Annotated in this window: 18 protein-coding genes and 1 riboswitch; of the genes, 12 read left to right on the plus strand and 6 right to left on the minus strand. The window is 64.6% G+C overall.

The features are described 5' to 3' along the window. Window positions 1-2: 2 nt before the first annotated feature. From cobN to cobJ, 7 genes are all read left to right on the plus strand, one after another. Complete coding sequence (cobN, locus tag AB6724_RS12640; RefSeq protein ID WP_369338879.1) at window positions 3-3,839, plus strand: cobaltochelatase subunit CobN; 3,837 nt, start codon at window positions 3-5, stop codon at window positions 3,837-3,839. Beyond that, window positions 3,836-5,026: a magnesium chelatase ATPase subunit I gene (locus AB6724_RS12645; protein WP_369338880.1), complete on the plus strand. Its 1,191-nt coding sequence runs from the start codon at window positions 3,836-3,838 to the stop codon at window positions 5,024-5,026. Before cobN ends, AB6724_RS12645 begins: the two co-directional genes overlap by 4 nt. Before the next feature lie 38 nt (window positions 5,027-5,064). Next, the gene (locus AB6724_RS12650) at window positions 5,065-5,697 is read left to right on the plus strand and encodes a vWA domain-containing protein (RefSeq protein WP_369338881.1); all 633 of its coding nucleotides are present in this window, start codon (window positions 5,065-5,067) and stop codon (window positions 5,695-5,697) included. Window positions 5,698-5,875: 178 nt separating this feature from the next. After that, window positions 5,876-6,116, plus strand: a riboswitch (cobalamin riboswitch). A 194-nt stretch (window positions 6,117-6,310) separates the two neighbouring features. After that, complete coding sequence (locus tag AB6724_RS12655) at window positions 6,311-7,582, plus strand: ferredoxin-like domain-containing protein (protein WP_369338882.1); 1,272 nt, start codon at window positions 6,311-6,313, stop codon at window positions 7,580-7,582. Further along, window positions 7,566-8,195: a precorrin-8X methylmutase gene (locus AB6724_RS12660; protein ID WP_369338883.1), complete on the plus strand. Its 630-nt coding sequence runs from the start codon at window positions 7,566-7,568 to the stop codon at window positions 8,193-8,195. The genes AB6724_RS12655 and AB6724_RS12660 overlap by 17 nt, the downstream gene beginning before the upstream one ends. Window positions 8,196-8,205: 10 nt before the next feature. Next, a complete protein-coding gene (cobI, locus tag AB6724_RS12665; RefSeq protein ID WP_369338884.1) occupies window positions 8,206-8,946 on the plus strand; it encodes a precorrin-2 C(20)-methyltransferase in 741 nt (246 codons plus the stop codon). Window positions 8,947-8,956: 10 nt separating this feature from the next. Then, window positions 8,957-9,736, plus strand: a complete 780-nt coding sequence (gene cobJ, locus AB6724_RS12670) for a precorrin-3B C(17)-methyltransferase (protein WP_369338885.1) — start codon at window positions 8,957-8,959, stop codon at window positions 9,734-9,736. A gap of 16 nt (window positions 9,737-9,752) precedes the next feature. Here the strand turns inward: cobJ and AB6724_RS12675 are convergent, their stop codons facing one another. Next, window positions 9,753-10,505, minus strand: coding sequence for a cobalt-precorrin-6A reductase (locus AB6724_RS12675; RefSeq protein ID WP_439329865.1), 753 nt, complete (start codon window positions 10,503-10,505; stop codon window positions 9,753-9,755). Here AB6724_RS12675 and AB6724_RS12680 point away from each other — a divergent pair. From AB6724_RS12680 to cobF, 4 genes are read left to right on the plus strand one after another with little or no spacing between them, the layout of a single operon-like run. Beyond that, window positions 10,498-11,694, plus strand: coding sequence for a bifunctional cobalt-precorrin-7 (C(5))-methyltransferase/cobalt-precorrin-6B (C(15))-methyltransferase (locus AB6724_RS12680; RefSeq protein WP_369338887.1), 1,197 nt, complete (start codon window positions 10,498-10,500; stop codon window positions 11,692-11,694). The two genes, AB6724_RS12675 and AB6724_RS12680, sit on opposite strands and share 8 nt — an antisense overlap. Next, window positions 11,691-12,137 (plus strand): cobalamin biosynthesis protein, encoded by a 447-nt coding sequence (locus AB6724_RS12685; protein ID WP_369338888.1) that lies wholly within the window; start codon window positions 11,691-11,693, stop codon window positions 12,135-12,137. Before AB6724_RS12680 ends, AB6724_RS12685 begins: the two co-directional genes overlap by 4 nt. Next, window positions 12,134-12,928, plus strand: a complete 795-nt coding sequence (gene cobM, locus AB6724_RS12690) for a precorrin-4 C(11)-methyltransferase (protein ID WP_369338889.1) — start codon at window positions 12,134-12,136, stop codon at window positions 12,926-12,928. The genes AB6724_RS12685 and cobM overlap by 4 nt, the downstream gene beginning before the upstream one ends. After that, on the plus strand, window positions 12,928-13,683 hold the full coding sequence (cobF, locus tag AB6724_RS12695; protein ID WP_369338890.1) for a precorrin-6A synthase (deacetylating): 756 nt from the start codon (window positions 12,928-12,930) through the stop codon (window positions 13,681-13,683). Before cobM ends, cobF begins: the two co-directional genes overlap by 1 nt. A gap of 143 nt (window positions 13,684-13,826) precedes the next feature. On the opposite strand, the gene AB6724_RS12700 is transcribed toward cobF, so the two are convergent. After that, entirely contained in the window at window positions 13,827-14,495 is a 669-nt protein-coding gene (locus AB6724_RS12700) for a GntR family transcriptional regulator (protein WP_369338891.1), read from the minus strand. A 516-nt stretch (window positions 14,496-15,011) separates the two neighbouring features. Between AB6724_RS12700 and AB6724_RS12705 the strand changes: the two genes are divergently transcribed. Beyond that, window positions 15,012-16,544 (plus strand): NCS1 family nucleobase:cation symporter-1, encoded by a 1,533-nt coding sequence (locus tag AB6724_RS12705; protein ID WP_369338892.1) that lies wholly within the window; start codon window positions 15,012-15,014, stop codon window positions 16,542-16,544. A gap of 113 nt (window positions 16,545-16,657) precedes the next feature. Here AB6724_RS12705 and rng read toward each other — a convergent pair whose 3' ends face one another. The 4 genes from rng to rsfS form a co-directional block, all read right to left on the minus strand. Continuing rightward, on the minus strand, window positions 16,658-18,145 hold the full coding sequence (gene rng / locus AB6724_RS12710) for a ribonuclease G (RefSeq protein ID WP_369338893.1): 1,488 nt from the start codon (window positions 18,143-18,145) through the stop codon (window positions 16,658-16,660). A 132-nt stretch (window positions 18,146-18,277) separates the two neighbouring features. Continuing rightward, window positions 18,278-18,892 carry a Maf family protein gene (locus AB6724_RS12715; RefSeq protein ID WP_369338894.1) on the minus strand — a complete coding sequence of 205 codons (615 nt, stop codon included), beginning with the start codon at window positions 18,890-18,892 and terminating at the stop codon, window positions 18,278-18,280. A gap of 107 nt (window positions 18,893-18,999) precedes the next feature. Continuing rightward, window positions 19,000-19,467: a 23S rRNA (pseudouridine(1915)-N(3))-methyltransferase RlmH gene (gene rlmH / locus AB6724_RS12720; protein ID WP_158384311.1), complete on the minus strand. Its 468-nt coding sequence runs from the start codon at window positions 19,465-19,467 to the stop codon at window positions 19,000-19,002. Beyond that, window positions 19,468-20,133: a ribosome silencing factor gene (gene rsfS, locus AB6724_RS12725; protein ID WP_369338895.1), complete on the minus strand. Its 666-nt coding sequence runs from the start codon at window positions 20,131-20,133 to the stop codon at window positions 19,468-19,470. Window positions 20,134-20,310 lie beyond the last annotated feature (177 nt).

Below are 20,310 nucleotides of genomic sequence, written 5' to 3' on the forward strand. Positions count from 1 at the left end.
CCATGCATCTGCTCAGCACCCGCCCCGGCGGCTTTATCGAAGACGACAGCATCATCACCCGTCTGGACCAGACGCCTGCCGACATGGTGGTGCTCAGCTCTGCCGACACCACGCTGTCGCTGCTGGCAGATGCCTACCGGCTGTGGCTGCAGACCGAGCCCCAGGCCGCAGGGTCCATGCCCACGCTGAGGCTGGCCAATCTGCTGCATCTGCGCCAGAGCGCCTCGCTCGACCTGTATATCGACGAGGTGCTGCAGCATGCGAGGCTGGTCATCGTCGATCATCTGGGGGCCGAATCCACCTGGCCCTATGGCATAGAGCAGCTGCAAAGGCTGGCGCGCCGCAAGGGCCAGAAACTGGCCATGTTCTCTGGCGACAACCAGGAAGACCTGGAGCTGCTGGCCAAGGGCACGCTGGATCCCGAGCAAAGCCGTGCGCTATGGCAATACCTGCGCGCCGGCGGCCTGGGCAATGCACGTGAGTTCCTGCGCATGGCGGCGGCCTGGGGCCTGAACCAGGGCCGCGAGGGAGCGCCCGTGCGTGTGCTGCCCCCCGTGGCCGTGCATGTGCCGCAAAGCTGGCTGGATGACGATGCCGGACATCTGCCGGGCCTCGACGACCTGCAGGCCCGCTGGACGCCCGGCGCCCCCGTGGCCATGCTGGTGTTCTACCGCTCGCATCTGCTGGCGGCCAATACCGAGGCCTTCGACGCCATGGCCGAGGCCCTGCTCGCGCGCGGCCTGAACCCGCTGCCGCTGGCCCTGGAATCCCTCAAGGACGGGCTGTGCCTGCAGACGCTGCGCTCCCTGTGCATCGCCCACCAGGTGCAGATCATTCTCAACACCACGGCGTTTGCAGCCCTCGGAGAACATGCGCGCACCGGTGAAGCGGCCGATGCGCTGGCCGGCGACATTCCCGTGCTGCAGGTGATTGCCAGCGGCAGCAACCGCGAGGACTGGCTGGCCGACAGCCAGGGCCTGCGCCCGCGCGACATTGCCATGCAGGTGGTGCTGCCCGAGATGGACGGCCGCATCATGACGCGCGCCATGAGCTTCAAGGGCCTGGCCCATCGCTGCGAGCTGACGCAGACCGATGTGATCAGCTACCAGGCCGAGCCCGACCGCATTGCCTGGATTGCCGAGCTGGCCTGGCGCTGGTGCCAGCTGCGCAGCAAGCCCGCGGCACAGAAAAAAGCCGCGCTGATACTGGCCCACTACCCGGGCAGCGAGGCACGCATGGGCAGCGGCGTGGGCCTGGATACACCCGAGTCCGTCATGGCCCTGCTGGAACAGCTGACGCGCGATGGCTGGAACCTGGGGGATGCCTCCGCCCTGCCGGCATCGGGTCTGGCGCTGATGGACCAGCTGCAGCAAGGCATTGCCAACGATCCCGGGAAATGGCCGCTGCGCCCTGCGAGCCAGGGCTATTCCCTGCAAAGCTATCGCCAGCGGCTGGATCAGCTACCCGGTGATATGGCCCAGGCCATCGCCGCCCGCTGGGGAACGCCCGAGCAAGACCCCATGCTGCGCGATGGCTGGTTCATGATTGCGGGCCTGCAGCTGGGCCATGTGTTTGTCGGCATCCAGCCCGCGCGCTCTCTCGATGGACGCAATGACTATGCCAGCTACCACGATGCGGAGCTGGTGCCGCCCCATCACTATCTGGCGTTCTACTTCTGGCTGCGCGATGTGTTTGGCGTGGACGCCATGGTCCATGTAGGCAAGCATGGCAATCTGGAATGGCTGCCGGGCAAGAGCCTGGCGCTGTCGCAGCAATGCTGGCCCGACGCCATTCTCGGGCCTTTGCCGCATGTATATCCCTTCATTGTCAACGACCCCGGCGAAGGGGCTCAGGCCAAGCGCCGCAGCCAGGCCGTCATCATCGACCATCTGATGCCGCCGCTCACGCGCGCCGAAAATCACGGCCCCATGCAGGAGCTGGAACGACTGGTGGACGAATACTACGAAGCCTTGCTGGTCGACCTGCGTCGCTCCGGCCTGCTGCGCAAGCAGATTCTGGACTGTGCCAGACAGCAGGACCTGCTGCGCGAGCTAGGCCTTGAAGCAGCGAGCGCGCAACCCGATGCCGACGAGCAGTTGCTGGAACGCATCGATGCCTATCTGTGCGAACTCAAGGAAACCCAGATTCGCGACGGCCTGCATATCTTTGGCCGCTCGCCCGAAGGCGCTCTGCGCGACTCCACCCTGCTCTCGCTGGCGCGCTATCCCGGCAGCACCAGCAACGAGCAGGGCCTGCTCAATGCGCTGGCCGTCGATCTTTTCCCCGGCATGGACTGGAACCCGCTGGACATGGATGCAGCCGTCCCATGGAATGGCCCACGCCCGGCCGCGCTGCAACAACAGGATGGCGGCGCCTGGCGCCATGGCGGCGACACGCGCGAGCGGCTCGAGCTGCTGGCCTTGCAGGTCATTGCCAATCCCGCGCTGGCCCACGACTGGCCGCACACCCAGAAGGTGCTGACGCGCATAGAGCAGCAGATTGCACCTTCACTGGACGCCTGCGGCCCGCAGGAGTTGCTGCAGTTCTCGCGCGCACTGCAAGGGCGCTTTGTGCCACCCGGGCCCAGCGGCTCGCCCTCGCGCGGGCGCTGCGACACCTTGCCCACGGGGCGCAACTTCTACACCGTGGACACCCGTGCCGTCCCCACCCAGACCGCCTGGGCGCTGGGGCAGCAGTCCGCGCAGCGCCTGCTGGAGCGCTATCTGCAGGAGCATGGCGAATATCCGCAGGCCATCGGTCTTTCCGTCTGGGGAACGGCCACCATGCGTACCGGCGGCGACGATATCGCCCAGGCCTTTGCCCTGATCGGGGTGCGTCCCAAATGGGCCGCCGGCAGCCAGCGCGTGACCGACTTTGAAGTCATTCCTGCCGTGGGCCTGCGTCGCCCGCGCGTTGACGTGACGCTGCGCATCAGCGGTTTTTTCCGCGATGCCTTTCCCAATGTCGTGCAGATGTTCGATGCTGCGGTACGCGCCGTGGCCGAGCAGGACGAGGACGCCGAGGACAATCCCATCCGCGCGCGTGTGCTGCGGGATACGCAAACCGCCATGGACCAGGGCCTGGGCGCCGACGCGGCCCGCGAACAGGCGCTGTGGCGCGTTTTCGGAGCGCCCACCGGCAGTTACGGTGCCAGCATGCATGAGCTGCTGCGTACCGGCCAGTGGACCGATGCAGGCGACTTTGCACGCCACTATCTGCACTGGGGCGCCTACGCCTACGGCCAGCAGGCCGATGGCGTGCCGGCCCGCGCCGCGCTGGAGCGGCGTCTGCAGGCACTCGATGTGGTGCTGCAGAACCAGGACAGCCGCGAGCATGACCTGCTGGACTCCAGCGAGTACTACCAGCATCAGGGCGGCATGGTGGCGGCCGTGCGCCATCTGGGCGGTGCCGAGCCTGCCGTCTATCACGGCGACCATGGCAACCCTCAGTCGGCCAGAATTCGCTCCCTGGCCGAGGAGATCGGTCGCGTGGTGCGCGCCCGCGTCACCAATCCCAAGTGGATTGCCGGCGCCATGCGCCACGGCTACAAGGGCGCCTTCGAGATGGCGGCCACGGTGGACTATCTGTTTGGCTTCGATGCCACTACGGCGCTGGTCTCGGATGCCCACTACGCCATGGTCACCGAGGCTTATGTGCAGGATGATGCCGTGCGTCAGTTCATGCGCCGACACAATCCCCAGGCGCTGGGCGATATCGTCTCGCGTCTGCTGGAAGCCATAGACCGTGGCATGTGGGAGCAGCCCGGCGCGCTGCACCAGTGCCTGCTCGCCCAGATGCTGGAGCACGAAGAATTCATGGAAGGACAACTTTCCCAATGAGCCCGAACCACGATCCGGCACCCGTATTTCCACTCTCGGCCATACAAGGCCAGCCCGCGCTGGTGCAGGCCTTGCTGCTGGCCGCGATCGAGCCGCTGCTGGGAGGCGTGCTGATTCAGGGCCCGCGCGGCACGGCCAAGTCCACGGCGGCACGCGCGCTCGCAGATGTGCTGGCACCCGCGCCGTTTGTGACCTTGCCGCTGGGCGCGGCTATCGAGCATGTGATCGGCAGCCTGGACCTGGCCAAGGCGCTGGCAGGCAACGAGCTGGCTTTTGCGCCGGGCCTTGTCGCCAAGGCACACAAGGGCGTGCTCTATGTCGATGAAATCAATCTGCTGCCCGACGCCATCGTCGATGTACTGCTGGACGTGGCGGCATCGGGCGTGAACCGCATAGAGCGCGACGGCATCTCGCACAGCCATGCGGCGCGCTTTGTGCTGATCGGCACCATGAACCCCGAAGAAGGCATGCTGCGCCCCCAGCTGCTGGACCGGCTGGGCCTGTGCGTGCAGCTAGGCAACGCGCAAGATCCCCAGCTGCGCAGCAGCATCGTCAAGGCCAGGCTGCGCTTTGATCTGGATCCTCAGGCCTTTGTGCGCTCCCATGCGGCCCAGCAACTGCAGATCAGCGAGCGCCTGACACAGGCCCGCGACCGCTGTCGCGATGCCACCGAGCTGCCCTGGACCGATGCCGTCCATGAGGCCGTGGCCCGGCAGTGCATTGCCGCCCAGGTCGATGGTCTGCGCGCCGACCTGGTCATGCTGCGCGCCGCCCGTGCGCTGGCGGCCTGGCAAGGCTGCCCGGCCATCACGCCAGAGCATGCGGCAGAGGTCGCCCCTTTGGTGCTGCTGCACCGCACAGGCCGGCCGCATCCAGCCAGCAACCCAAGCCGGTCCGCACAGCCAACGGCCTCCACGCCTCCCAGCCCTGCTGTTCGCCCTCCTGCCCCGTCCGCCGCCGGCCCAGATGCAGAGGTCGGCACCCAGGCGCCCTCACCCAATGCCCAATCCTCTCTGCCCCAGGAAGCAGGGCCGGCCCCGGGCCTGAAGCAGCCGCCAGCGGACTGGGGCCAGCCTCGGCCTATCGGCAGCGCGGCCTTTGATGCGCAACAGGCCGATGCCATGGCACAGGCCGCCCTGGAGGCTCTGGCCGCAAAAAAAGCCCGAGCCCCCGGCTCGCAGCGCTGAGCGCCGGCCGGGGGCAAGCCGCTACCGCCAGCCATGGCGTGGCACTGGCCGGCCATGGAGCACCCTCTGCACGAAAAATAGCTGGCGCATCCGTCGACTGGCCCGCCACCTTGCGCGCGCGCCAGAACCGGCCATTGGCCCCCGAACATCTGCGCTGGCGTCAGCCCGAGAGGCCTTCGCGCAGCCAGCACCTGTTTTTGCTGGACTGCTCGGCCTCCATGGTGGAAAGCGGCGCGTTTGCGCAAGCCAAGGGACTGCTGCTGCAATGGCTGCGCTGGGCCTATCTGCAGCGCGAATCCGTGGCCCTGCTGTGCTTTGGCGCGGCTCAGGTGCGCTGGCTGCTTGAGCCCACGCGAGCTCCGCGCTGGAATGCAGATCTGATCGAGCCTTTGACGGGCGGTGGAGGCACGCCGCTGGCTTCTGCCTTGCAAGCGGCCTGGGACATGGCAGCCAGATATCCGCAACAGCCTTCCTGCCTGTGGGTGATCAGCGACTTCCGCAGCCCCGATGTGCTGCAGCTCAAGCAGCAGCCGGCACCCGCCGCAGCGCAGATATGGGTGGACTGTGAAGCGCCGTCAGGCGGCGCGCAACGCCGGTTTGACGGTGCCGAGCGACTGGCTAAGGCCTGGCCCGGCTCGCTGCGGCTGCCACTCGAAATATCGGCCCGATAAGCCTTTCGCACCCATACGGCAAGCGATACAAGCTATCTGTTTTTTGGGAATCGGCAGGCGCAGGCAGGTTTCGCAGGCATTCCAGAATTTGCCGGCCCGCCTCGTCGCCAAGCGGGTCAGGGCAAGAGAGCATCGAGGAAGCTCGCCGGAGTGGATTCCGAGCACTGCGATATCGCGTAAGATCCGTGCCACCACAGGTGCCTCATGGCGTGTTCTACGCCCTGGGGTGAAACGAGAAGCAGGTGATTGGACGCTCCATCAATCCTGCACTGCACCCGCAACGGTAATCAGAGATATAGAGATGCACGCCCTGGCTCACGGCCACGGCAGTCACTGCGAAAGCGGGAAGGCGCATCGAAATTCCACCTCGCAAGGTGGGCTCTGTAAGTCCGGAGACCGGCCTGATGTGTACAAGGCGCAGCGGGATTGCATGTGACTTGATAGGCCTGCACAGGCGTGCGCCAATCATCTGCATTTTTCCCCTGCACATTTCGTTTGTCTGGCCCGGGTACCGGCCATACCGACTGTGGATATCGCATGTTGCATGGAAATTACGGATCGAGTATGCCCTGGCGGGCCGGCTGTGCGCTGGCCGCACGGCATGGAGCAGAGCTTGTCCAGCCCTGACTCCATCCAGATTCGCGGCTGGTGCCCGAGCACATGGAGGCCCATGCAGGCGCAGGACGGCTGGATTGTGCGGGTGCGTCCCCATTGCGCATCGCTGACTGCCGCGCAATGGCTGGTACTGGCCAAACTTGCACAGACCCATGCCGCCCCCCAGATCGAACTGACCCGATTGGGCAATGTGCAGCTGCGCGGCGTGCATGAATCGGCCCTGCCCGCCCTGCGCTCAGAGCTCATCGCCTCAGGGCTGGCCCCTGCCGATGAACAGGCTGATCTGGCTCCGGCCGTGCACTGCACTCCCTTCTATGCCACGGGAGATCGCAGCCATGCGCTGGCGCAGGCGCTGTCTGCGGCGGCGGTCAGGTATCTAAGCCCTCTGGCTCTGCGGAAGCAGAGCGCAGGTGCCCTGCCCGGCAAATTCGGCATGCTGGTGGATGATCCGGAGCGGCGGCTACGCAGCATGAGCTCGGACCTGCATTTATGGGCGGCCCATGACGGCAGCTACGGCCTGGCTCTCGGTCAGGCGGATGAATGCTATTACTTTGAGAGCGACGAACATGCGGTGCAGGCGGCAATACAGGTCGCCCGGTGGTTTGCCCGTGAGCGCATGACGTCCGCAGCCCGGCCCGCTGCCCGTTTGCACCATCTTCTGAAGTCCCGCACGCCCAATGCACCGGCCCTCGGAGCTGCGCGGCATTACGCCATCTGGGCCAATGAAGGCGCCGGGCCGCTGCGGCCTGGAACGCCCAATCCGCAAGGCCTGCTCATCGGAGCTCCCCTCGGTCGCGTGGATGCCCCGGCCATGCAGAAGCTGGCAGCCGGCTTGCCCGCGCACTCCGAGATTCGGGTAACACCCTGGAAATCTCTCCTGGTGCTGCATGAGGAATCGCCTGCGCCTGTTCCTCTGCGCCATGCATCGCAATGGATTACCCGGCCCACGGACATGCGCTTGCGAGTTTCAGCCTGCACCGGCGCCCCCGGATGCCCGCAAGCCCATATTCCTGCCCAGTCCATGGCCTTGCAAATTGCAGACTGGCTGCTGGCCGACCAGCATCTTCACATCAGCGGCTGCGCCAAGCTTTGCGCGCTGCCTGCCGATGCCACTCACATTGTGTTTGCCGGCACCGATGCCAGCGGGCAGGTCTGGCTCAACACAGGCCCTGCTGGGCCACAACAACGGCCCCTGCCTGCGACCCGGTATCGGGCGTCGAGCTCCGATCTCCACGATATACAGCAACAGCTCCATGACCCACACCTATGAAAAGCGCGGTGAAGAGATTTACCGGCAATCGTTCAGCATCATCCGCCGCGAGGCAGATCTGAAACGTTTTAGCACGCTGGAAGAGCGTGTCGCCTGCCGCATGATCCATGCCGCCGGCATGGTGGAGCTGGCATCCCACATCCACTTTTCACCGAACTTCGCAGAAGTCGCTGAGGCGGCCTTGCAACGCGGCGCCCCGGTGCTCTGTGATGCACGCATGGTCAGCGAAGGCATCACGCGCAAGCGTTTGCCGGCCGGCAATCCCATCATCTGCACCCTGCAGGACCCGCGCGTGCCCGCGCTGGCAGCGGAAATCGGCAATACCCGCAGCGCGGCTGCGCTGGAGCTGTGGCGCGAGCATCTGGACGGTGCCGTGGTGGCCATCGGCAACGCCCCCACGGCCCTGTTTCACCTGCTCAACATGTTGCAGGACCCCGGCTGCCCACGTCCTGCGGCCATCATCGGCTGCCCCGTGGGCTTTGTGGGAGCGGCGGAGTCCAAGGACGCGCTGCGCGAATGGGGACAAGTTCCCTTCGCCATCGTCCAGGGCCGCCTTGGCGGCTCGGCGATCACCGTGGCCGCCGTCAACGCGCTGGCCACGCCGCTGGAGTGAAGGAAACACCATGAACCTCGGGAAGATTGTCTGTGTGGGCCTGGGTCCTGGCGATCCGGAAATGATGAGCGTGAAAGCCGACCGCCTGCTGCGCAATGCACGCCATGTGGCTTATTTCCGCAAGCGCGGCCATCCCGGCAAGGCAAGGCAGCTGGTCAATGGCCTGCTGCATGCCGAGGTCACGGAGTATCCGATGGAGTACCCGCTGACCACCGAAATCCCACATGACGACCCACGCTATATCGCCCAGCTGTCCAGCTTCTATCAGGACTGGCAGTCCAGGCTGACGGAGCTGACACGCAGCGAGGATGTGATCGTGCTCTGCGAGGGCGACCCTTTCTTCTACGGCTCCTTCATGCACCTGTATGTGCGCCTGCGCCAGGCAGGCCTTGTGGAGGTAGAAGTGCTGGCCGGCATTCCCGGCATGGTGGGCTGCTGGCATGCCACCGGCATCCCCATCACCTGGGGCGACGATGTGATGAGCGTTCTGCCGGCCACCCTGCCCGATGCTCCGCTGCGCGAGCATATGGCGCGCTCGGACGCGCTGGTCATCATGAAGGTGGGGCGTCATCTGGGCCGCATACGCACGCTGCTGACCGAACTGGGCAAGCTCGATCAGGCCTGGCTGGTGATCAACGGCAGCATGAGCGATCAGCAGGTGATGCCGCTGCGCGATGCGCCGGAGCGCTGTCCCTATTTCGCCATCGTGATCGTGCATGGACAGGGTCGCCGGCCAGCCAATGACCTTTAGCAGGCTCACGATGAACAGCAAGGAATTGCAGGGACAGTTGTGCGTCGTGGGACTGGGCCCCGGCGACGATGCGCTGCTGACGCAGCAGGTGCGCGCCAGCATCGCCAGCGCAACGGATGCCTTTGGCTACTTTCCCTATGTGGAGCGGCTGCAGGGCCTCGAGCACCTGCAGCTGCACGCCAGCGACAACCGCGAGGAACTGGAGCGCGCATGCAGTGCCCTGAATCTTGCGGCCCAGGGCCGCAAGGTGCTGATGTTGTCCTCTGGCGACCCCGGCGTGTTTGCCATGGCCAGTGCCGTGTTTGAGGTCCTGGAGCAGGCCTGCCCCGAGGAGCTGGCCCGCTGGCAGGCCGTGGACGTGCAGGTGCAGCCCGGCATCACCGCCATGCTGGCCGCCGCAGCCCGTCTGGGTGCGCCGCTGGGGCACGACTTCTGCACCATCAATCTGTCCGACAACCTCAAGCCCGCGCAGATCATCGAGCACCGCATCCGCCTGGCCGCGCAGGCCGATTTCGCCATGGCGTTCTACAACCCCTGCTCCAGGTCGCGGCCAGAGGGCTTTGTCCGCGCGCTGCGCGTGCTGCAGCAGGAATGCGAACCCGGCCGCCTGATCTGTTTTGCCCGCAATGTCAGCCGGCCCGATGAGAGCTTGCAGGTCGTCCGGCTGGAGCAGGCAAGCGCCGATATGGCCGATATGCGCACGCTGGTGATCGTCGGCAGCAGCCAGACCCGACGGGTGGGCAAGCATGTCTACACACCGCGCAGCTACGGAGTTGCAGCCCATGCCTGATCGCAGCGGTCCGCACTCAGCGCGTCTGACGCAACCAGTCCATGGCCTGCTGCGGAGTCTGGCATTGCTCGCGCCGGGTCAGCAAAGGCCTGTCCACCATGATGACCGGAATGCCCAGCGCACGCGCTGCCTCGATCTTCGCGTAGGTGTCCGCTCCACCGGCATTCTTGCTGACGATGCAATCAATGGCGCGCTGCTTGAGCAGCTCCAGCTCGTCGCCGAGCTGAAACGGGCCGCGCGCCACGATCAACTCATAGCTGGAGGCTGGCAACGGCAAGTCTTCCTCCAGCTGATCGATGACGCGCAGCACAAACCGGCGTGCATCGGTCTTGCCGGCAAATGCCGCCAGCTGCTTGCGTCCTATGGCAAGAAATACGCGTTGGAATTCCGGGCGCAGCATGCAGGCAGCCGCCGCCATGTCGGGGACATGGATCCACCGGTCCTGGGCATGGGCCTGCCAGGCGGGGCGCTCCATGGACAACAGAGGGACGCCGGCCTCCGCGCATGCGGCGATCGCATTGGCGCTCATCTGCGCGGCGAAAGGGTGGGTGGCATCAATCACATGACTGATGCGGTGCGCGCGCAGATACTGAAGCAGCCCCCGTACCCCGCCAAATCCGCCGACACGCATCGGCAATGCAGGCAGGCGCCTGGTCTGGGTGGCCCCCGCATACGAATAAATGGCCGGCACGCCCGCTTCATGCAGCAGGTTGGACAACACATGGGCATCGAAGGTGCCGCCTAGCAGGAGAACTTGAGTCATGGCCAATCCGTGGCTTTCAATTATCGGAATCCATCCGTCAGGGCTGCCAAGCTTGAGCCCCTCTGCCCGGAAAGACCTGGATGATGCCAGCATTGTGTTCGGCAGTCCTCGTCATCTCATGCTGGCGCAGGTGGGCGCGCGCGGCAGGACATGGCCGGTTCCCTTCAGCGTGGAGCCGGTGCTGCAGCTGCGCGGGCAAAGCCGGGTCGCGGTGCTGGCTTCCGGCGACCCCTTCCATTTTGGAGCAGGGGCATCGCTGGCCAGACACCTTGAAGTCGGCGAATGGCGCAATCACCCTCAGCCATCCACCTTTGCCTGGATTGCCGGTGAGCTGGGCTGGTCTCAGGAGCACAGCCATTGTCTCGGACTGCATGCCCGCAGCCTGCAAACCATGTCACCGCTGCTGGCCGGCGGCGAACGCTTTATCTGCCTTCTGCGGGACGCAGCGGCCGCGCAAACCCTGGCTTCATGGCTGACCGAGCAAGACTGGGGGGACAGCCCCATGTGGCTGGTTTCCCAAGCCGGCAGCCAGGAGCAGAGCATGCGCCGCGGCACGGCCCGGGAACTCGCGGCAAGCCTGCTCCAGCGGCCTGTGCCTGCCCCCGTCGCCGCGGCGTTCGAAGCCCGCGGCGGGCACGGCATGGTACAGGTGCCAGGCAGGCCAACAGCCTCATTTGCGCACGATGGCCAGATCAGCAAAAGTCCGGTGCGTGCCATGACGCTGGCAGCGCTGGCCCCACGCAGAGGCGAGTGCCTGTGGGATCTTGGTGCAGGCTCCGGATCCGTTGGCATCGAATGGTGCCTGGCGGGGGGCCATGCCGTCAGCGTGGAAAAGAATGCCGCGCGTGCGGCAAACATCTCGCGCAATGCCGAGCGCTATGCGGTGCCCTTGAAGCTGGTGCTGGGCGACTCCCTCTCCCTGCTGCCGACCTTGCACCCCGAGCCACAGGCGGTATTTGTCGGCGGTGGTTTCAACGCGGAGCTGTTCCAGGCACTGCGCACAAGACTGGTCCAGCCATGGCGCCTGGTGGTCAATGCGGTGGCGTTGCAGACCCAGTCGCTGCTGCTGGAGCTGCACCATGCCTACGGCGGCCAGTTGCTGCAGCTGCAATGGAGCGAAGCCTCCGGCCTCGGCAGCATGCATGCCTGGGCACCCGCACGACCGCTGGTTCAATGGGTGTGGAGCAGTTCATGACGCATCTGTTTGCAGGCTGGGGCTTCAAATCGGATGCCACGCAACAGTCATTTTCGGACTGCTGGACTCAGGCCTGTCAGCGGCTTTTGCCGCTCGGCAGCAGGCGATGCAGCTGGACATTCGCCATGCTGAGTTCCAGAGGCCACACCTCCGCCGCGATTGCCTTGCAGGACTGGGCGGCACTGACCTTGCTCCGCCCGCGCTGGCGCACCTACCAGGACACGGAGGTCCGGCACATGGCCACCCCCTCTGCCTCGGAGCGGCTGCTGCAGCGCTTCGCCACGGGAAGCGTTTCCGAAGCGCTGGCGCTGCGTGCCGGCGCCGAACAAGCTGGCAGCGAGCTGCTGTGGCCGCGCCTCGTCTCTGCAGACAGACGCGCAACGCTGGCCATTGCCGGCCTCATTCCGCTGTCTTCTCCTTTCACCACTGGAGCTTCTTCTTGACAGTTCACTTTATTGGAGCCGGTCCAGGAGCCGCCGACCTCATCACCGTGCGCGGGCGCAATCTGCTCGCCTCCTGCCCCGTATGCCTCTACGCCGGCTCGCTGGTACCCGGCGAGCTGCTCGCGCATTGCCCGCCCGAGGTGCGCCTGGTCAATACGGCGCCCATGTCCCTCGAAGACATCGTGGCCGAGATGCAGAGCGCTCATGCGCAGGGCCTCGATGTGGCACGTCTGCATTCGGGTGACCTGAGCATCTGGTCTGCCATGGGCGAGCAGCTGCGCAGTCTGCGGGCACTGGAGATTCCGTATACCGTCACGCCCGGCGTGCCCTCCTTCAGCGCGGCAGCGGCCGCCCTGGAGGCAGAGCTGACTCTGCCCGGCTCCTGCCAATCCGTGGTGCTCACTCGCACCTCGGGCCGAGCATCGAGCATGCCCGACGGAGAAACACTGGCCGCCTTCGCTGCAACAGGTGCAGTGCTGGCGATTCATCTGTCTGTGCATGTGGCTGCGCAGGTGCAGCAGGAGCTCATCCGACACTACGGTGCGCAATGCCCGGCAGCCATTGTCTGGCGCGCCTCATGGCCCGACGAGCTGGTGGTTCGCACCTGCGTGGGCGAAATCGCGGCCACCGCGCAGACAAATCCCTTGCAGCGCAGCGCGCTGATCCTGGTCGGTTCGACCCTGAGTCAGCAGGACTTCGGGGCTAGCCGCCTTTACGCGAACGACTACGACCGACGCTACCGTCCGCGCGGCGACGAGCCGCGCTTTCCCTCCGGATCCGAGGACGCCTGATGCTGGAGCTGTTTCTGATCGGCATCGGCACCGGCAACCCTGACCACATCACAAGACAGGCCGAGAAAGCCATTCGCGGCGCCGACCTGATCTTGCTGCCGCACAAAGAAGACAACAAAGCCGAACTGGCGCGAGTCAGACTGTCGCTTCTACGCGATCTCTCGATAGATGACCGCAGGATTTCCCACTTCGATATGCCTGTGCGCCGCCAGCAAGGCACAGACTACGACCGCCAGGTGGATGAATGGCATGACGCCATCGCCCAGCGCTGGCAGGCGAGCCTGCAAACCCATCTACCGGCCCATTCAGGGCGTGTGGCCCTGCTCGTCTGGGGCGACCCGGCCCTCTATGACAGCACATTGCGCATTGCTTCGCGCCTGGGCCTTGCCCATGACCAGGTTCAGGTTGTGCCGGGCATCACGTCCATGCAGGTTCTGTGCAGCGCCCACGGCATTGCCCTCAATGAGATCGGCGCTCCATTTCAAGTGACCACAGGCCGCCAACTGCGCGAGCACGGCTGGCCATCCGGCGTAGACACCTTGGTCGTTATGCTCGACGGCCAATGCTCGTACGAACAGGTGACGGAAGCCGACATCGACATCTACTGGGGAGCCTATCTGGGAATGCCCCAGCAGTTGCTCATGCACGGCAGGCTTGGCGACATCGCGCCGGACATCACCAGAAGGCGCGCTCGGGCCCGCGAGCAAAATGGGTGGATCATGGACATCTACCTGCTGCGCAGAACCTCACGGTGATCCCTCAAAAAGACCTGAGCCGGAGCGCCGTACCCCGCCCCACTCAACACCGCTGGGGAAAGTGACTTAGGCGGAATGAGCTTCAGCAAACCCGTGGCGGCAGCGCAGCCCTGCCCGCAGTCACGGAGCGGGCCCGCCAATTTCTACGGCACCAGAATGGAGCGCAGGCGGTCGCGCTCGCGGCCATTGCCGGCCAGCCCCTCGTCCAGACGCGACTTCAGGGCATCGATATGGGCAATCATCAGCTGCTCAGCCTTGGCGTTATCGCCGTCGGCCAGAGCCTCGACGATCGCTGCATGATCGTCATTGGACACCTGGGCCTCGGTCTTGGAATGGTAGAGCGCCGCAGCCAGCATGGACCGCGCCGACAGGTCGACGATCATCGACGTCAAAAAACGATTGCCCAGGCATTCGGCAAGGCAGATATGGAAATCCGCGAGCAACGAACTGCGCGTGGTGGCATCGTCGGCCGCAATGGATTCCTGCTCATCGGCAATATGTTGGCGCAAACGCTTGAGCGAAGCTTGTAGCGGCTTGCCTGCATCGCGCAGCATGCCCGACTCAATGACGCGCCGCGCGGCGTAGGTCTCCCGGGCTTCTTCAAAAGAAGGCTCGGCCACATACCACCCGACGCGCGAGCGCACCTCGACAAAGCCACGCGCCTGAAGCTGGATCAGGGCTTCCCGCACCAGGGTACGGCTGACTTCAAACATGTCGGCAATGTCCTGCTCGCCCAGCCTCAACCCGGGTCGCAGTCTGCCCGTCAGGATGGACTCGATCAGACGCTCCGCAATTTTGGTCTTGGTGATCACAGCAATACCTTCTGCATGGCTCTCCGTTCAATCAATAGGGGCCGCGGACAGGCCTTGAGCGGCAGCACCAATCACCGCTGCCGCTGTTTCGAGCCCAGCCGTCGCCCACTGGGTCGAAGCAATAGAGGCTGCAGTTTACCGTTGCTTACCTTGTCCCAGTCTCTCGTGGTTCAGAGCTCTTCCTTTCCATACCGCGTACCGCCAGCGCTCGCATTTTCATACCGCAACTCACCGCAAGCAGGCGCATTCGGAACTATTTGTCGGCACTCCAGTGACCAAGGGTTCCCACCAATTCGAGGCTGCTAGGGCTTGTATACATTTTTCGACTTATCTGATGTATACAAGATGATATTCAAGTTGGACACTTGACCCCTCTCATCTCCAAAGCATCGGAGTGCATGTCTGGCGCCCAACAGCCCAGGCATGCCAATGCCGCGTTGTCTGGGTGAGATGGGACTGATTGCCTAAGAAAAGCCCATGCACCGGACACGTGGTTGCTCCCCACAAAGGCAATAAATGAGAGACCTAGCAATCAACGAAGGCGGCCACTTCGCCCCCAGCCCGAGCACTGCAGCACCAAAGCCGCATGAAACCTTGCCAGCCGGGGTCTCACCGGCGCTCTACAACGCGGATCTGGCTCCCACAGCCAAGGAAGGTCGATCCTGGGGCGCCTACAGCCTGTTCACCTTATGGGTCAACGATGTCCACAACCTCGGCAACTACTCTTTTGCCATCGGCCTGTTTGCCCTGGGCTTCAGCGGCGGCCAGATCCTGACGGCCCTGCTTCTGGGAGCCGCATTTCTTTTCGCTCTTCTGAACCTCTCCGGCTTCATGGGCTGCAAGACAGGGGTCCCCTTCCCCGTGATGAGCCGAATCAGCTTTGGCACGCGCGGCGCCCAGATACCGGCCCTGATACGCGGCGGCGTGGCGATCGCCTGGTTCGGCATCCAGACCTATCTGGCCTCCAAGGTCCTCGATGTGCTGGTGCTGATGCTGCTGCCGCAACTGCAGCCTCTGAGCGAGCAGATCTTGCTGGGGCTGCCGCTGCTGGGCTGGATCAGCTTTACGCTGCTCTGGATGGTGCAGGTCGTCATCGCCTGCTGGGGCATGGAGAGCATCCGCAAATACGAGGCCTTCGCCGGCCCGGTGATCTTCATGACCTTTATTGCTCTGGCGGGCTGGATTCTCCACAGCTCGGGCGGACAGCTGCACTGGTCAGCTCCCTCCGTGGAGGCACATGGATCCAAATGGGTGCAAATTCTGGGAGCCGCCTCGCTGTGGGTTGCGCTTTACGGCACGTTCGTCCTGAATTTCTGCGACTTCACCCGAGGCACGACTTCGCGCCGTGCGGTGATCAAGGGCAATTTCTGGGGCATTCCCATCAATATGCTGATCTTTGGTCTGGTCGTCGTGGTCCTGACCGGCGGCCAGCTCTCCATCGACGGCACGCTCATCAACAGCCCCGTTGACATCATCCAGAAGATTCCCAGCAAGCCTCTGCTGGTTCTGGCCAGCTTCGCTCTGATCATCCTGACCATTGCCGTGAACCTGATGGCCAACTTTGTGGCACCCGCGCTGGCTCTGACCAATCTGCTGCCCAGAAAGCTCAACTTCCGCAAAGCCGCCCTGGTCAGCGCCATTCTCGGCTTTGTCATCCTGCCCTGGAACCTCTACAGCTCGCCGGTGGTGATTGTGTATTTCCTCGGCGGTCTGGGCTCTCTGCTCGGGCCTCTGTTCGGCATCGTCATGGCCGATTACTGGCTCATCCGCAAGCAACGCGTGGATGTTCTGGCTCTGTACACCCAGAACGCGAACGGCCCCTACCACTACCGCAACGGCTTCAACCCCAGGGCCATCCAGGCGCTGATTCCATCGGCCCTGATCTCGCTGCTCTTCGCCTTTGTGCCTTATCTGCAGTCCGCATCTGCATTTTCCTGGTTTATTGCCGCAGGACTGGGGGCCTTCTTTTACTGGCTGATCGCCCCCAAGGGCCAGACTTACGCCGATCAGGATGGTGAAGCCATCGCTGTTGCAGCAGCCAAGCACTAAACCACCCGGCCCATTTGCGACGGGCATAAGAAACGAGGCGCCTTGGCGCCTCGTTTTGCTTAAAGCCGTCTCTCAGCCCTGAGTAGCAGGCCGGCGGGCCATCGCCTCGGGCCTCAGAGCAGCACGATGTCGTACTGCTCCTGCGCCATCACGGTCTCGGACTGCAGCGAGATCGGCTTGCCGATGAAGTCGGAGAGACTGGCCAGATGCTGGCTCTCCTCGTCGAGGAACATCTCCACCACCTTGGGCGAGGCCACGACGCGGAACTCACGGGGGTTGAACTGGCGCGCTTCGCGCAGGATCTCGCGCAGCACCTCGTAGCAGATGCTGCGCGCGGTCTTCACATTGCCCTTGCCCGCGCAGGCCGGGCATGGCTCGCACAGCATATGGGCCAGCGATTCGCGCGTGCGCTTGCGCGTCATCTCGACCAGGCCCAGCTGCGAGAAACCGCCGGCCATGGTCTTGACGCGATCTCGGGCCAGCTGGCGGCGGAACTCGGACAGCACCTCGTCCTGGTGATCCTCGCGCACCATGTCGATGAAGTCCACGATGATGATGCCGCCCAGATTGCGCAGCCGCAGCTGGCGCGCGATCGCCTGAGCCGCCTCGAGATTGGTCTTGAAGATGGTGTCGTCGAAATTGCGCGCACCGACAAAGCCGCCCGTGTTCACGTCGATGGTGGTCAGGGCCTCGGTCTGGTCCACGATCAGGTAGCCGCCCGACTTCAGATCCACGCGCCGGCCCAGGGCTCTCGCGATTTCCTCGTCGATCGAATAGAGGTCGAAGATCGGTCGCTCGCCCTTGTACATCGCCAGCTTGGGCACGGCCGCCGGCATGTATTCCTGGCCGAAGCTCCTGAGCAGCGCGAACTGCTCCTTGGAGTCTATGCGTATGCTCTGGGTGTTCTCGCCCACCAGATCGCGCAGCACGCGCTGCAGCAGGTTTAGATCCTGATGCAGCACCGACATGGGCGGCAGCCTCTGCGCCGCGTCCTTGATGCGGGCCCAGGTCTTGCGCAGATAGCGGATGTCGTCGGCAAGCTCAGCATCGCTGGAGTCCTCGCCGTTGGTGCGCAGAATGAAGCCGCCGCCACCGCCGCTGTCCTTGGTGCCGACCAGCCCCTGCAGCCGTGCGCGCAGCGCATCGCGCTCGTTCTGCGGAATCTTCTGCGAGATGCCGATATGGTCGTCCTGGGGCAGAAACACCAGCAGCCGCCCCGCAATGCTGATCTGCGTGGACAGGCGCGCGCCCTTGGTGCCTATGGGGTCCTTGATGACCTGGACCATGATGATCTGGCCTTCGAACACCTGCTTCTCGATAGGCACCTGGGGCTGGTCCTTGCGCGCGAACATCGGGGCTTCGCCGTTTTCCTGGCGCTGCCAGACATCGGCCACATGCAGAAAGGCCGCGCGCTCCAGCCCGATATCGATGAATGCCGACTGCATGCCGGGCAGCACGCGCGAGACCTTGCCCAGATAGATGTTGCCGACCAGGCCCCGCTCCAGCGGGCGCTCCATGTGCAGCTCCTGCACGGCACCGTTCTCGACAATCGCCACCCGCGTTTCCTGCGGCGACCAGTTGATCAGAATATCTTGCTGCATTGACTGTCGTTCTTTCTTTATCTGTCTGGCTTTTTGCTGGGCCCAGTGTGCAACGCGCACATGGCGGGCGCAAGGCCGCCGCCATGTCTGGCCGGAGGACTCAGGACAAGAGTCCCGCCACCGGCAAAAGTTTCAAAGCGGCCAGCCCAGGCGGCGCAGAATCTCGGCCGTCTCGTAGACGGGCAGACCCATGATGGCCGAGTAGCTGCCCCGGATCTCGGCGATATGCGCGGCCGCCCGACCCTGTATGCCGTAGGCGCCGGCCTTGCCCATGGGCTCGCCCGTGGCCACATAGGCCTCGATCTGCGCCTCGCTCATGGGCGCGAAGCGCACCGTGGAGATGGACAGCGCCTGCAGGCGCTGCGCCCCGCTTTGCACCGCCACGGCGGTCAGCACCTCGTGCTCGGCGCCCGAGAGCAGGCGCAGAATACGGCGCGCATCTGCGCCATCCACGGGCTTGCCCAGAATCTGCATGCCCAGGGCCACCGTGGTGTCGGAGCACAGAATCGGCGCGGGCGCCAGGCCGCGGCGCGCATGGCGGGCCACGGCGGCATCGAGCTTGCCCGCGGTGACGCGCTGCACATAGCTGTGCGGCGACTCGCCGGCGCGCTCGGTCTCTATGGCCTCGGCGTCTTCGGCGATATCGCCGGCCGCATTGGGCAGCAGCAGTTCATGGGCCACGCCCAGCTGCTCCAGCAGCTGGCGACGACGTGGGCTTTGGGATGCGAGATAGATGAAGGGCGCCATGACTTTGATGAAAAGGCCGCTAGCGCATATGTACCAAGCGCATTAGGCTATCAAAATCATAGTATCACGCGCTGCGCAAAAATGCACGTGCGCGGGATCGCCGCCGCTTATTCGCGGTGATAGGGGTGGCCCGCATTGACCGACCAGGCGCGGTAGAGCTGCTCGATCAGCAGCACCCGCACCATGGCATGCGGCAGGGTCAGGTCCGAGAGGCGTATGCGCTCGTGGGCCGCAGCCTTGAACTCGGGGTCCAGGCCGTCGGGGCCGCCGATCACCAGGGCCACGTCGTCGCCTTCGAGCTGCCAGCCCTTGAGACGCTGGGCCAGGGCCTTGGTGGTCAGATTGGTGCCGCGCTCGTCCAGCACCACGATACGGGTGCCGCGGGCAATGGCGGCTTCTATGCGCTTGCGCTCGGCCGCGTACAGAGTCTCCACCGTCTTGGAGCCGCGCGGCTCGGTCTTGACGGCCTTGAGTTCGACCTTGAGTTCGGGCGGAAAGCGCTTGGCATAGTCGTCATAGGCCGTCTGTGCCCAGTCGGGCACATGCAGGCCTACGGCCACGATGGTCAGCCTCATTTAGGCCTTGGCGCGGGGGGCACGCTTTGCCGCAGGCTTGGCCGCTGCGCCAGCCTTGGCGGTGCGCGGCACGCTGGGCTTGACGACCACGGTCTTGACAGACTTGGCCGCAGGCTTCTTGGCTGCGGGCTTGGCGGCGGCGCTGGTCTTGGCCGCGGGCTTCTTGGCAGCAGCCTTCTTGGCCGCGGGCTTTTTCTCGACCACGGTGTTCTCGGCCGCGGCCTTGTCCACCGCCTTCTTGGCGGCCAGCTTCTTGGCGGCCACATCGGCGGGCTTGGGCTTGGCGGCACCGATCTTCATGCGCACCGGCGTCTCGCCCCAGATCTCTTCCAGACGGTAGTACTGGCGGATCGCGGGCTGCATGATGTGGCAGACGACGGGGCCGCAGTCCACGATGATCCACTCGCCGTTTTCTTCACCTTCCTGGCGCGGCACGGAAAAACCTGCGGTCTTCACGGCTTCGCGCACGCTGGAGGCCAGCGCCTTGGTCTGGCGGTTGGAAGTACCCGAGGCCACGATCACGCGCTCGAACAGCGGCGACAGCGCTTCGGTGTTGAACACCTGGATGTCGTGAGCCTTGACGTCTTCGAGGCCGTCGACAATGGCTCGCTGGAGTTTGGTGACGTCGCGCTTGGCTGCGGAATCCGCTTTGGTGGAGGTGGTCATCAGGCGATGGAATCTGTAAAAAATGGGCTCAATATAGCGTGAGCCGCGCCGCACCCGCATCAGGGTCGGACCGCGGCGGACTCCTGGGCTATTCGCAAGCCTTGTCCGTCACGCATTGAAAAAAGTCGATGCGCCAGTCAACCCGGCGCATCCAGCTATTGAAATTATAGTTTTCTA

Source organism: Comamonas guangdongensis, from assembly GCF_041079535.1.
Classification (GTDB): domain Bacteria; phylum Pseudomonadota; class Gammaproteobacteria; order Burkholderiales; family Burkholderiaceae_C; genus Comamonas; species Comamonas guangdongensis.